This is a genomic window from Streptomyces sp. NPDC031479 (assembly GCF_055581065.1).
Map to the genome: position 1 here is coordinate 44,122 of NZ_JBVIKC010000018.1, position 13,573 is coordinate 57,694.

9 protein-coding genes are annotated in these 13,573 nt (G+C 70.5%); 3 read left to right on the forward strand and 6 right to left on the reverse strand.

The features are described 5' to 3' along the window. Nucleotides 1–26 precede the first annotated feature (26 nt). Complete coding sequence (locus tag ACZ5D2_RS21285; RefSeq protein ID WP_030230602.1) at nucleotides 27–3,926, forward strand: DNA-directed RNA polymerase subunit beta'; 3,900 nt, start codon at nucleotides 27–29, stop codon at nucleotides 3,924–3,926. Between the two features lie 71 nt (nucleotides 3,927–3,997). On the opposite strand, the gene ACZ5D2_RS21290 is transcribed toward ACZ5D2_RS21285, so the two are convergent. From ACZ5D2_RS21290 to ACZ5D2_RS21315, 6 genes are all read right to left on the reverse strand, one after another. Then, nucleotides 3,998–4,927: a M48 family metalloprotease gene (locus ACZ5D2_RS21290; RefSeq protein ID WP_468931100.1), complete on the reverse strand. Its 930-nt coding sequence runs from the start codon at nucleotides 4,925–4,927 to the stop codon at nucleotides 3,998–4,000. A 2-nt stretch (nucleotides 4,928–4,929) separates the two neighbouring features. Next, nucleotides 4,930–5,961 carry a hypothetical protein gene (locus ACZ5D2_RS21295; protein ID WP_468931103.1) on the reverse strand — a complete coding sequence of 344 codons (1,032 nt, stop codon included), beginning with the start codon at nucleotides 5,959–5,961 and terminating at the stop codon, nucleotides 4,930–4,932. Nucleotides 5,962–5,977: 16 nt separating this feature from the next. Then, entirely contained in the window at nucleotides 5,978–8,119 is a 2,142-nt protein-coding gene (locus ACZ5D2_RS21300) for a hypothetical protein (protein ID WP_468931106.1), read from the reverse strand. Continuing rightward, nucleotides 8,116–8,889: a hypothetical protein gene (locus ACZ5D2_RS21305; RefSeq protein WP_468931109.1), complete on the reverse strand. Its 774-nt coding sequence runs from the start codon at nucleotides 8,887–8,889 to the stop codon at nucleotides 8,116–8,118. Before ACZ5D2_RS21305 ends, ACZ5D2_RS21300 begins: the two co-directional genes overlap by 4 nt. 111 nt (nucleotides 8,890–9,000) lie before the next feature. Then, a complete protein-coding gene (locus ACZ5D2_RS21310; RefSeq protein ID WP_468931112.1) occupies nucleotides 9,001–9,708 on the reverse strand; it encodes a Crp/Fnr family transcriptional regulator in 708 nt (235 codons plus the stop codon). A gap of 103 nt (nucleotides 9,709–9,811) precedes the next feature. Continuing rightward, the gene (locus ACZ5D2_RS21315; RefSeq protein WP_468931114.1) at nucleotides 9,812–12,298 is read right to left on the reverse strand and encodes a YfhO family protein; all 2,487 of its coding nucleotides are present in this window, start codon (nucleotides 12,296–12,298) and stop codon (nucleotides 9,812–9,814) included. A gap of 400 nt (nucleotides 12,299–12,698) precedes the next feature. On the opposite strand from ACZ5D2_RS21315, the gene rpsL reads away from it, so the two are divergent. After that, the gene (rpsL, locus tag ACZ5D2_RS21320) at nucleotides 12,699–13,070 is read left to right on the forward strand and encodes a 30S ribosomal protein S12 (protein WP_007265893.1); all 372 of its coding nucleotides are present in this window, start codon (nucleotides 12,699–12,701) and stop codon (nucleotides 13,068–13,070) included. A gap of 2 nt (nucleotides 13,071–13,072) precedes the next feature. Further along, nucleotides 13,073–13,543 carry a 30S ribosomal protein S7 gene (rpsG, locus tag ACZ5D2_RS21325; protein ID WP_007265894.1) on the forward strand — a complete coding sequence of 157 codons (471 nt, stop codon included), beginning with the start codon at nucleotides 13,073–13,075 and terminating at the stop codon, nucleotides 13,541–13,543. The last annotated feature ends 30 nt before the right edge of the window (nucleotides 13,544–13,573 follow it).

Sequence of the window (13,573 nt, forward strand, 5' to 3'; positions counted from 1 at the left end):
GACCCCGAAAGAGGGATTGACGCACAGTGCTCGACGTCAACTTCTTCGACGAGCTGCGGATCGGCCTTGCCACCGCGGACGACATCCGAACCTGGTCGCACGGCGAGGTCAAGAAGCCGGAGACCATCAACTACCGCACCCTCAAGCCCGAGAAGGACGGACTCTTCTGCGAGAAGATCTTCGGTCCTACCCGGGACTGGGAGTGCTACTGCGGCAAGTACAAGCGTGTCCGCTTCAAGGGCATCATCTGTGAGCGTTGTGGCGTCGAGGTCACGCGCGCCAAGGTGCGCCGTGAGCGGATGGGCCACATCGAGCTTGCCGCTCCCGTCACTCACATCTGGTACTTCAAGGGCGTCCCGTCGCGACTGGGCTACCTGCTGGACCTCGCGCCGAAGGACCTTGAGAAGGTCATCTACTTCGCCGCGTACATGATCACGTTCGTCGACGACGAGCGCCGTCAGCGCGACCTGCCGTCGCTGGAGGCCCACGTCTCCGTCGAGCGCCAGCAGATCGAGAACCGCCGTGACGCGGACCTCGAAGGCCGGGCCAAGAAGCTCGAGACCGACCTGGCCGAGCTTGAGGCCGAGGGTGCGAAGGCCGACGTGCGCCGCAAGGTGCGCGAGGGTGCCGAGCGCGAGATGAAGCAGCTCCGTGACCGCGCCCAGCGCGAGATCGACCGCCTCGACGAGGTGTGGAACCGCTTCAAGAACCTCAAGGTCCAGGACCTGGAGGGCGACGAGCTGCTCTACCGCGAGCTGCGCGACCGCTTCGGTACGTACTTCGACGGTTCGATGGGTGCCGCGGCGCTGCAGAAGCGCCTGGAGTCCTTCGACCTGGAGGAGGAGGCCGAGCGCCTCCGCGAGATCATCCGTACCGGCAAGGGCCAGAAGAAGACCCGTGCGCTCAAGCGCCTCAAGGTCGTCTCCGCGTTCCTGCAGACCAGCAACAGCCCCAAGGGCATGGTGCTCGACTGCGTGCCGGTCATCCCGCCGGACCTTCGTCCGATGGTGCAGCTGGACGGTGGCCGCTTCGCGACCTCCGACCTGAACGACCTGTACCGCCGTGTGATCAACCGCAACAACCGCCTGAAGCGCCTTCTCGACCTCGGTGCCCCCGAGATCATCGTGAACAACGAGAAGCGCATGCTCCAGGAGGCGGTCGACGCCCTCTTCGACAACGGCCGTCGTGGTCGCCCGGTCACGGGCCCCGGCAACCGTCCGCTGAAGTCCCTGAGCGACATGCTCAAGGGCAAGCAGGGTCGATTCCGTCAGAACCTCCTCGGCAAGCGCGTGGACTACTCCGCGCGTTCCGTGATCGTCGTCGGTCCGCAGCTGAAGCTGCACCAGTGTGGTCTGCCCAAGGCCATGGCGCTGGAGCTCTTCAAGCCGTTCGTGATGAAGCGCCTGGTCGACCTGAACCACGCGCAGAACATCAAGAGCGCCAAGCGGATGGTCGAGCGCGGCCGCACGGTCGTGTACGACGTCCTCGAAGAGGTCATCGCCGAGCACCCGGTCCTCCTGAACCGTGCGCCCACGCTGCACCGCCTCGGCATCCAGGCCTTCGAGCCCCAGCTGGTCGAAGGCAAGGCCATCCAGATCCACCCGCTCGTCTGCACCGCGTTCAACGCGGACTTCGACGGTGACCAGATGGCCGTGCACCTCCCGCTCTCCGCGGAGGCGCAGGCCGAGGCCCGCATCCTGATGCTGTCCTCGAACAACATCCTCAAGCCGGCCGACGGCCGTCCGGTCACGATGCCGACGCAGGACATGGTCCTGGGTCTGTTCTTCCTGACCACCGACGGTGAGCTCCGTGACGTCAAGGGCGAGGGCCGTGCGTTCGGCTCCACCGCCGAGGCGATCATGGCGTTCGACGCCGGCGAGCTCGCGCTGCAGTCGTCCGTCGACATCCGCTTCCCGGTGGGCACCATCCCGCCGCGCGGCTGGGTGGCGCCGGTCGCCGAAGAGGGCGAGCAGGAGTTCCAGCCGGGCGACAGCTTCCGTCTGAAGACGACCCTGGGTCGCGCGCTCTTCAACGAGCTGCTGCCCGAGGACTACCCGTTCGTCGACTACTCGGTGGGCAAGAAGCAGCTCTCCGAGATCGTCAACGACCTGGCGGAGCGCTACCCCAAGGTCATCGTGGCGGCGACGCTCGACAACCTGAAGGCGGCCGGTTTCCACTGGGCGACCCGTTCGGGCGTCACCGTGGCCATCTCCGACGTCGTCGTTCCCGAGGCGAAGAAGGAAATCGTCGCGGGCTACGAGGCCAAGGACGAGAAGGTCCAGAAGCAGTACGAGCGCGGTCTGATCACCAAGGAAGAGCGCACTCAGGAGCTCATCCAGATCTGGACGCAGGCGACCAACGAGGTCGCCGAGGCGATGAACGCGAACTTCCCCAAGACGAACCCCATCTTCATGATGGTTGACTCGGGTGCCCGAGGAAACATGATGCAGATGCGACAGATCGCCGGTATGCGTGGTCTGGTGTCGAACGCGAAGAACGAGACCATCCCGCGTCCGATCAAGGCGTCCTTCCGTGAGGGCCTCACCGTTCTGGAGTACTTCATCTCCACGCACGGTGCCCGTAAGGGTCTGGCGGACACCGCCCTGCGTACCGCCGACTCGGGTTACCTCACCCGTCGTCTGGTGGACGTCTCGCAGGACGTCATCATCCGCGAGGAGGACTGCGGCACCGAGCGCGGCCTCAAGCTCAAGATCGGTGTCAAGGACGAGGCGGGTGTCCTCCGCAAGGCGGACGACGTCGAGACCTCCGTGTACGCCCGCATGCTGGCCGAGGACGTCGTCATCGACGGCAAGGTCATCGCGCCGGCGAACGTGGACCTCGGCGACGTGCTCATCGACGCCCTCATCGCGAACGGCGTCGAGGAGGTCAAGACCCGCTCGGTCCTGACCTGTGAGTCCGCCGTCGGCACCTGTGCCTTCTGCTACGGCCGCTCGCTGGCCACCGGCAAGCTGGTCGACATCGGTGAGGCGGTCGGCATCATCGCCGCCCAGTCCATCGGTGAGCCCGGTACCCAGCTGACGATGCGTACCTTCCACACCGGTGGTGTGGCCGGTGACGACATCACGCAGGGTCTGCCGCGTGTCGTCGAGCTCTTCGAGGCCCGTACCCCGAAGGGTGTCGCCCCGATCTCCGAGGCCGCCGGCCGCGTGCGGATCGAGGAGACCGAGAAGACGAAGAAGATCGTCATCACGCCCGACGACGGCAGCGAGGAGACGGCCTTCCCGATCTCCAAGCGCGCCAAGGTCATCGTGCACGAGGGCGACCACGTCGAGGTGGGCCAGAAGCTCACCATGGGTGCCACCAACCCGCACGACGTGCTGCGCATCCTCGGCCAGCGTGCCGTCCAGGTCCACCTGGTCGGCGAAGTCCAGAAGGTCTACAACTCGCAGGGCGTGTCGATCCACGACAAGCACATCGAGATCATCATCCGGCAGATGCTGCGCCGCGTGACGATCATCGAGTCCGGCGACGCGGAGCTCCTGCCGGGCGAGCTCGTCGAGCGCTCGAAGTTCGAGACCGAGAACCGTCGCGTGGTCACCGAGGGCGGTCACCCCGCCTCCGGCCGTCCGCAGCTGATGGGTATCACCAAGGCCTCGCTGGCGACGGAATCCTGGCTGTCGGCCGCCTCCTTCCAGGAGACGACCCGAGTCCTGACGGATGCGGCGATCAACGCCAAGTCCGACAGCCTCATCGGCCTCAAGGAGAACGTCATCATCGGTAAGCTCATCCCGGCCGGTACGGGTCTGTCCCGCTACCGCAACATCCGGGTCGAGCCCACCGAAGAGGCCAAGGCCGCGATGTACTCGGCCGTCGGCTACGACGACATCGACTACTCGCCCTTCGGCACCGGCTCCGGCCAGGCTGTCCCGCTGGAGGACTACGACTACGGCCCGTACAACGGCTGAGTCGCAGCAGAGCAGTAACCGCAGGGCGGTCACCCGAGAGGGTGGCCGCCCTGCGGCGTTCCCGGGGTGCCTCAGAGGTACTGCTGGAGGTGGTGCAGGCGGGTGCGGGGATGGGGATGGGGAGAGAGCAGGAGCCGGAGGAGTCCGGGCCCGTCTTCCTCGGGCTGTTCCGTGAGCATCAGGGCGAGGTCCGGGCCGAAGCCCAGGGCGGCGGCGTGCCGGTCCGCCCGCAGTTCGGTGCGCCGGCCCACGGCGGCGATCAGGAAGGGCAGGAAGGCCAGGAGCAGCGGCAGGCCGAAGGTGAGGGCCAGGACCCGGTAGGCGGCCAGGGTGAGGACCACGGCCGACAGCACGACCGTGTACGTCGGCACGCTCCGGACCGCCTGCCGGACCGAACGGACCGCTGCGGCCAGGGCCCGCCCGGCGAGCCTGCCGGGCAGCGCGTACCACCAGCCCAGCAGCTGGGCCCAGGAGTGCCCTGCCGTGTGGTGTCCGAGCTCGTGGGCGAGGACCGCCGCCAGCTGTGACGTGGGCAGTGTCTCCAGCGCGTGCCGGGTGACGATGACGAGGTGCCCGCCGGCGCCCGAAGCCGTCGGCTCCCCGCCCTCCTCGATCCACAGCTGGTAGCGGCTGCCGTCCACGCCGGCGCGGGCCGTCACCTCGCGCCACACGGGTGCCAGTACGGCCAGCTCGTGCGGCAGGGGGCGCCCGAGCCGCAGCAGGTACCGGGCCAGCAGGGCTTCGGAGGGCGGGTGGAAGGCGAGCGCTCCGGCCGCCAGCCACAGCCCGATGGGTATCCCGTACGGGACCCCGGTGGCGGGCTGCAGGCTGCGGGCCGCCAGGGCGACGAGCAGCAGGCCGAACAGGGCGCCGGGCAGGTGCAGGGCGAGGCGGCCGGCGGCCGCGAGGTCGGTGGCGCGGTTCCGCGCCCGGTAGTGGATCCGGGTACCGGGAGCGTGTCGGTAGTAGAGGTCGTCGCCGGGCTCGGAGTCCTTGTCCACGGTCACCCCTTGGCCGGGTCGACGGGCGTCCGGCCGTAGCCGGGCGGCAGGTCCTGGGCGGGCGGTCCCTCGGCTACCGCGTCACCGGCGTCGGTGGAGGTGCCCGGGAACCGCTGGGTGAGGACCTCGGTCAGAGCGCGGACGGCGTGCCTGCGGGGCTCGGCCAGCTCGTGTGTCTCGGCCTCCGCCGAATCGAACAGCTTCGTGACCAGTTCCAGCTGCTTCTCGACCAGTTGCCGCTGGTCCTCCCGCAGGTTGACCATGACCTCCTGCCCCGCCTCGGGATGCCGGCTCAGATACCAGGCCGAGGCCCGGATTCCACCCTGTTCCAGGTAGTCCTCGTACAGGCCGACCTTCTCGGCCTGGAGCCGGAGGAGGGCGGCCTCGCGCTGTTCGGCAGCGGCGTCCACGTCCTTCCCGAGCACGGCACCGAGGATCTTCGCCTCGGCGTCCTGCGCGATCCCTTGCAGCCGGACCTGGTGCTCGACCGCCTGCTGGTTGCGGCGCAGGCGCAGGGTCCACGCCGTGTCCAGGCCCGCCGCGGCTCCCAGCCGGGGCCATCCGGCAGCGGCGGCCAGGAGCGCGGCCTCGGCGGTGGCGCTGTCGGTGACGGGATGGAGCCGTACGAGGCCCCGCGCGCGCTCTTCGAGTTCGTTGCGCAGGAGGCGCGGCACGTCGCGCTGCCCGCTGCGGACGAACCCGACCGGATCCTGCACCCGCCAGCGGAATTCGGCCTCGGCCTGGAACTCCAGGGCGTCGTTCGAGCTGGGCAGCGTCAGCTCCCTGCGTACCAGGTGGACGCCCAGGTCCACCTCGTACACGGCGCTGTACCGGGCCGTCGCTCTGGGGCGCACGGGCGGCTGGAACTCCACGTACTCGCCCCGGGGCGTCGCGTAGACCAGACAGTGGTCGAAGCGGGTGTGGCGCTTGCGGCGCAGGTCCCAGCGGGCGAGCTGGCGGACGCTGATGACCGGGTCGATCAGCTCCGTGTGCCGGTCGGCGGCCTGTAACCAGTCGAAGTGTGCGGGGGACATCTGGGGCTCCTTGGGGTCAGGCCCGGTGCAGGGCCGTGAGGAGGTCGTCGGCCGAGGCCGGGCGCGGGCCGCCGTCGTCGCCGCGGACCGTCCGCAGGAGGTGCTGGATGCGCTGTCGCGCCGTGGTGTCGTCCGCCAGCTTCGGCAGCAGGTCCGCTAGGGCCCAGGAGGTGGCGTCGTCCCGGTCTGCCGCGAGGACCCAGTCGCGGAGGACGTACAGAGCCTTGGCGGTGAACGAGGGGTCGCCGAGGGCGGCCCTCCACAGCCTGGGGATCCCGTGGGCGGCCGGTGTTCCGCCGAGGCGGGCCTGCCGGTAGGTGCGCAGGACGAGCGGCAGGTCGGGCGCCTCTTCCGCCACGTGCCGGCAGGCGCCGAGGAACCCCGCCACGGAGATCTGGAACACCGAGCGGTGGTCGTCCAGGGTCCGCAGGACCTCGGAGAGGACGTCCTCGGCCTCCTCGGAGAGCAGCAGGAGCTCGACCGACTGGGCGATCTCGTTCTCCAGTGGCCCCGGCTCGCGCTCGTCGGGGTCGTACTGTTTGCGCGCCTGCACGCGGAGCGCGGCGAGCGCCTCGCGGGGGCGTTCGGCCCCCAGCAGGCCCTGGACCCGGATGCCCACCCAGGAGAGGTGCGGGTCGTTGTCGGCGGTCCAGCTGTCGGTGATCCGCAGGATGTTCGGGGCCCCCACCCGGTGTGCCAGGGCCAGGGCGCTGACCGCGCCGACTCGCTGCTGGGCGTTGCGGGACACGGCCCAGGGCTCGATGACCAGGGCCATCGCGGACGGCAGGTCGGTGAAGGCGAGCGCCCCGACGGTGGCTGCGGCCCGGGTGCGGACGAAGGGCCGGCCGTCGACGATGAGCTTCCCGAGCCAGGCGACCAGGGCGGGACGGGCCGAAGGGTGCCCCGTCCAGACCTCGCGTAGCAGTACGAAGGCGGTCCTGTCGTCCAGGAACTCGGCCTTGAGCTGCTCCACGGGACCCCACTCGGTCATCTCCCGGTCGGGGTAGGGCCGGGCGCGGGCCGTCCTCAGCCGGTTGCCGATGTGGGTGCCGAACACGGGGACGGCCTTGGGCAGGTCGGAGTTGACGGTCGCCTGGAGCTCCTGGAACAGCAGGTCGCTGAGTTCGGCGGTGAGGGCGTACGGGCCTGCGTCGAATGCGGCGAGAGCGATGAGGAAGGCCTTCTCCCGCAGGTGGAGCGTGTCTTCGTCCGCCTCGAACCACTCGCGCACCTGCTCGTCCAGCAGCTCGGCCGTGGTGTCACGGAGATCTTCTTCCTGGATCTCTCCCGACGCCACGCGCAGGAGCTGATGGCTGAAGGCGACCACCTCGCGCGGCTGGTGGGCGCGGGGCAGGAACTGGCGGACCTCGGCCAGCGACAGCAGCCTGCGGGTGGTGGCCTCACCGGCCGCCCGCTCCAGGCAGAAGTGCAGGAGGGCCTGGGCGTCGGGCGAGGTCCAGGGCCAGGTGCGGACGTCGTCCTCGATCCAGGGCCGCAGACCGGTGGTGATCACGAGGTGGCCGTCGTGCTTGCGCAGGTGGTCGCGGAGCGACAGGAGGTGCGTCTCGCGGAGCGGCCCGGTGCGGGAGGTGACCAGGTCGCACAGCACATGACCGGAGGCCCCGCCTTTCTGGACCTGCTCCAGGAGCGCGCCCGGGGTCGTCTCCCGGTCGAGCGCGTGTACCGGAGTCGCCCCCGCCCGTCGCAGCAGCATCAGGGCGGCAGCGCGGCGCCCGGTGAAGGGGACGCCGGTCAGCACCAGGACCCGCTCGTTGCGGAGCCGCTCCAGGAGCTCCTCGAACGGGGTGCCCTCGGAGACGAACGTGAGGGCCAGCCGGTCGAGCTCCGCGGCCGGAACTTCCCCGGAGGTCCGGGTGGGGCCGGAGGCGCCGTAGTAGTGGTGCTCGGACCTGGTGACGTTGCCGTTGATCGAGCCCGCGACCACGCCGCTGTTCCGCCCGGTGAACCGGGCAGAGGCGGGGGCGTGCAGGTCGATGTCCCGCCGGGTGTCCCAGGCCCGTTGCGGCGGGGCCTCCTCCTGCTGCAGGGCGCCCTTTTCGTCGGCCCCCTGCTTCGGGTCGTCCTGACCCGAGGGCTCGGTCGGCCTGCCCGGATCGGCCTTGGCCTCTGCCGCCCCGGCCGGGGCCGGGGTGCTCATCGGCTGTCACCCGGGGCCCCGTTGAAGGTGACGCCGCCGTTGATCACCCCGCCCTGGATCATCGGCCCGTCGATCCGGCCCGCGACCACCCCGCTGTTGGTGCCGTGGAATTCGACCGAGCCGCCGCCCCCGGCGGGAGTCCGGTCCTGCTCACGCACGGGCGCGGGCTCATGTGTGGGCCGGGCGGCGTCGGCTGCCGCGGGCACGCGACCGTGGAGCCAGGCCTTCAGGGGGCCGTTCTTGCTCCCCACCGTGATGGGGTGGAAGGAGTTCGCCGGAATGCCCTGGTGGTCGTGGCGCACGATCCCCGCGTGCACGGATTCGGACACGCACAGGGCGATGTCCGAGCTCCCCTCGCGCAGCGCGGCCCGCAGGGTGTCCGAGTCCAGGAGGCGGCACGCCTGGTTGAGGTCGCTGCCGACCCAGCCGTCGATGGCGTCGACGCTGACGAAGCCGGTGGCCACCACCGCGCGGAGCCTGATCTGGGCCGCGCTCGACGCCATCCGGTTGACGTCCCTCAGCTGCGCCGGGGCCTCGCTGAGCAGGACGCGCAACAGGAGCGGCAGCGAGGCGTTCGCGTCGATCATCACGAGCACCCCGTCACCCCGGTCGGCGCGCCGGTGGAGGGTCTGGTCGATGCCGGCCGACTGGAGCACGCGTTCGACGACGTCGTAGAGCATGCGGCGCAGGTACGTCTGTTCCACGTCGTCCCGGTCGCTGAACTTCTCGATGTCGAGCAGGAGCAGGGTGCGGTTGAGCGGGTGCGTCATGGCTGCCTCTCAAAGGTCGCGTTTCCGGGTGCCGCTCCAGGGTGTGGGCGGGGGAGACCGCGGTGTGAGGGCAGATGACGCACTGCGACTGTGACCGTGTGCACTGAACGCTCAGGTGTCGAGCCGGCCGATCCTCCGCAGGACGTCCGGCCGGGCGATCACCACCGTGCGGCGTCCGGTGGAGACGACACCCCGGTCGCGGAGGTCCTTGAGTGCGCGCTGGACCATCTCGCGTGACGCCCCGACCGCCCCTGCCAGCTCCTGTTTGGTCAGCGGTACGGCGATCTCCACTCCGTCCGTGCCGCGACGGCCGTGGGTACGGGCCAGGTCGAGCAGCAGCGTCGCCAGGCGCTCGCGCACGCTCATGGAGGCGTGTGCCAGCTGCCGCCGGTCCGACGCCCGGGTGCGTTCGGCGGTCAGCCCGAGGAGCGTGAATGCGGCCGCGGGGGAGCCGGCCAGGAACTCGCGGAATGCCCGGTGGTCGATGGCCACCGCCCGGACGCGTTCCAGCGCGGTGACCGTGGCCGACCGCGGGCCGCCCGTGACGGCGGCCGATTCCCCGACGATGTCACCGGGCCCGCGCAACGCCAGAAGGGCCTGGTAGCCGGTGGCCGCCGAGGCGGTGACCTTGGTCCAGCCGGTGAGGAGGAGCAGGACGTGCGTGGACGGCTCGTCCTGCTGGATCAACGGGGAGCGCGGAGCGAACTGCAGCTCGCGTCCCAGCTTGCGTAACGCCGTGGCGTCCTCGTTCTCCAGGCGGGCCAGGAACGGGACGCGGTCGTCCAGTCCTCCGTCGCCCGGGAGGTATGCCGGATCCATGTGGCCCCCCGATCAATCGCGGGCGGTCAATCTACTGACCGCGGGGCCCTGCGGTCTGCGGAAACGGCGGGATTGGCACCCCGACGCGGACCCCGCCCGCCGGTCAGCCCCGTTCGCGGCGCCTGCGGAAGTGGGTGGTGAGGGGGACTGTCAGGAGGGTGAGGAGGGCCAGGGCCGCGGCTGCGAGGCCGGGGGGGAGGCCCTTCGGGGTGAAGGTGCAGGAGACCTTGTCGGTGCCCGGGGTGAGGGGGACCGCGAGCAGGCCGTGGAAGGGGCGGACCGGGGCGGTGCACTGCCAGCCGGGGACGGCCGTCGTCGCGAGGACGGCGGTGCCGGTGGCGCCCTTCGGGAGGGTGGCCTCGATGGTGTGGCCGCCCGCGGTGACCTCGGTGGCGCCGGTGGCGGTGAGGTGGCCGACCGTCCTGTCCAGGGCGGCGCGGTCCAGGCAGCCGATGGGGTGGGCGCCCGCGGTGGCGTCCCGGGTGTGGGTGTCGACGGTGACCTCCAGGCGGCCGGACGCGGGGACCGGGCCCAGGGGGAGGACGCCGCTCATGCGGTCTTCCAGCGTCCGCCGGGTGGCTCCGGCCCGGAGGGTGCCGTTCAGCTCGGGGGAGTACCAGTAGGCCTCGGAGCCGGGGGTGCACTGGGCCGCGTACGTCTGCGCGGTGGGGGTGCCGCCGCGGGTGACCTCGGGGACCTCGTAGACGGTGGCGCCGAGGACGGTCTCCTGGCGGGCGTAGACGCTGTCCGCCGGGTGGGGGGAGGTGTAGTCCCCACCGCGGACCGTGACCAGGGGCGGCGCCGGGAACTTCGAGCCGGTCCAGGTGCCCGGGGTGGCTCCGGGGCGGACCCGGGCGCCGATGGAGAAGATCGCGTCGAGCACCGGGTTGTCGGCGCCGAAGAAGGTCCGGCCGTCGTTCTTGTAGCCGTAGCCGAGGGGTTCCAGGGCCTGGTACGTGGCCTCCGGCAGGTAGCTGCTGTAGTACTGCGGGCCCTCCGCCCGCAGGGCGAGGCCGTCGTTGTACGAGGTCTGCGGCGCGCCGGAATCCGTCCGGTAGGCGGGCCAGCCGTCCACCCCCCGGACCGCTTCGAAGTGGCGGGTGATCGACTGGCTGGAGGTGGCGGCCGGGGTGGCCCAGCGCTCGCGGGCGCGGCGGGCGTCGGCGTTGGCCGCGGCGACCGCGGACTCGGCGAAGACCACGCCGACCATGAGGACCGCGGCGACGGGGACGAGGTGGCGGCGCTTGTCGCCGAGCGCGAGCAGGGTCAGGGCGAGCAGGGAGACGGCTCCGCCGCCCAGGACCGCCGGCCAGGTCCAGCCGCCGAAGTCGTCGGTGTGGCGCAGTACGAAGGTGGCCGTGACCAGGAGGGCGGCGGCCAGTGCCAGGTGCAGCGGGCGCGGCCGGTTGGCCAGCGCCAGCCAGGCCACGATGACCACCATGCCGCTGAAGACGAAGGCCTCGCGGTACGGATTGCCGTTCGGGACGGCCAGTCCGTGCCACACGTACTGGGTCGGCGGGAACTGGAAGGAGGCGACGACCAGCAGCGTCGCGGCCGCCCACACCAGGCGGGTCTTCTTCGCGATGGCGGTGTTGAACAGGAAGCTGCCCGCCAGGATCAGCCCCAGCGAGGCCACGTACAGGCGCGGCCGGCCGCCCCACAGGTGGGTGGCCGGGAGCATTCCGGCGAGGAAGACCTCGATGCGGACGGGGTCGAAGGCGGCCGCCTTGGTGGGCTGCGCCGCCCCACTGGACAGGAACGACGGCAGGAGCAGCGGCAGGGTCAGCAGGATGCCCACGACCGTCGCGGAGGCGGCCCGCCACAGGGCGCGCAGGCGCTGCGCCCCGGTCAGGTCCAGGGTGGCCAGGCGGACGGCCAGCAGCACGCAGGCGGCCATCGTGGCCATCATGGCGGTGTAGAAGTTCCCGAACCACGCGAGGGCGACGAACAGGGCGACGCCCGGCCAGCGCCGCTCCTCCAGGCACCATTCGACGGCGATGCCGAGGAGCGGGAGCGCGACCAGGCCCCACAGCCACATCGGGATGTACGAGGCGTCGCTCAGCGCCCACCCGCACAGCCCGTACACGGCCCCGAGCGTGCCCCGCTGCCACCAGGGGCCGGGCTGGAGCTTGCCGAGGTAGACGGTCATCAGCGCGGCGGCCGCGCCCATCGTGACCGGGGTGATCGCGAAGACGGCCAGGTCCACGTGTGCGCGCGGGACGAGGACGGCGAGCCAGGAGAAGGGGTTGCCGAGGTAGGTGTAGTAGTCGGACAGGAACTGCTGCCCGAAACCTCCGCTCCAGCTGAACAGGACGTCGCCGGAGGCCTGGCCGTGGACCAGGTCCCACAGGGCGCGGTGGAAGGGCACGTACTGGTTGGCCTGGTCGTTGATGGCCCGGCCGGTGTTGCCGAAGGGGAAGCTGCCGCGCGCCGCCCAGGCCGCGCAGAAGGCGCCCGAGGTGACCAGGAAGGCCAGCAGGGGCCCGTAGAGGCGGGTCAGGCGCCCGCCGAGGCGTGGTGCCCCGGGGGTCCGGCCGCCGTCCGGGGGCGGGGTGTCCGCCGTCGTCGGCTCCGAGGTGACCGTCCCCAATGTCCTGCTCCTGGCGCTCGTACGTGTTTGGTCTGACTCGCTGGGATTCGCTGGCAGTGTAGTTCGCCCGCACTACCACGCCGGTGCGAAGAGCGCACGGCCACCCCGGCTCGGGGGCCCGGCGCCCGTGCGGCGCCTGAGCTGTGGGGCCGTACGGGCCGGAGCGGTGCGGCTTATGTTTTGACCGGAGTGGATGCGGTGGGTACGCTCAGACCTTGTGCCTGGGGTGTGCCTGGGCTCCCGTGCGTGTCCATCAACCGCACGCGAGCCGCATCGGCCACCGCGATCCATGCGTTTCCGTGCTTGCGCGGAGGTCCGCCGGATCCGACACACCCGACCGCGTGGGTCGGCAAAGTTCCAGGTTAGCTTCACTACACGGCACACAGAAACCGGAGAAGTAGTGCCTACGATCCAGCAGCTGGTCCGTAAGGGCCGGCAGGACAAGGTCGAGAAGACAAAGACCCCCGCGCTTGAGGCTTCGCCCCAGCGTCGCGGCGTCTGCACGCGTGTGTTCACGACCACCCCGAAGAAGCCGAACTCGGCGCTCCGTAAGGTCGCGCGTGTGCGTCTGACCTCCGGCATCGAGGTCACCGCTTACATTCCGGGTGAGGGACACAACCTGCAGGAGCACTCGATCGTGCTCGTGCGTGGTGGCCGTGTGAAGGACCTGCCGGGTGTTCGTTACAAGATCATCCGCGGTGCGCTTGACACCCAGGCTGTCAAGAACCGCAAGCAGGCCCGCAGCCGCTACGGCGCCAAGAAGGAGAAGTAAGAATGCCTCGTAAGGGCCCCGCCCCGAAGCGCCCGGTCATCATCGACCCGGTCTACGCATCTCCTCTGGTGACCTCGCTCATCAACAAGATCCTCCTGAACGGCAAGCGCTCCACCGCCGAGCGCATCGTTTACGGCGCCATGGAAGGCCTCCGCGAGAAGACCGGCAACGACCCGGTCATCACGCTGAAGCGCGCGCTGGAGAACGTCAAGCCGTCCCTCGAGGTCAAGTCCCGCCGTGTCGGTGGCGCGACCTACCAGGTTCCCGTCGAGGTCAAGCCGGGTCGTCAGTCGACCCTGGCCCTCCGCTGGCTCGTGGGTTACTCCCGCGCCCGCCGCGAGAAGACCATGACCGAGCGCCTGATGAACGAGCTGCTCGACGCCTCGAACGGTCTTGGCGCTGCCGTCAAGAAGCGTGAGGACACGCACAAGATGGCCGAGTCCAACAAGGCCTTCGCGCACTACCGCTGGTAGTCCCAACCCACATCGAGACCGAGAGAAGAC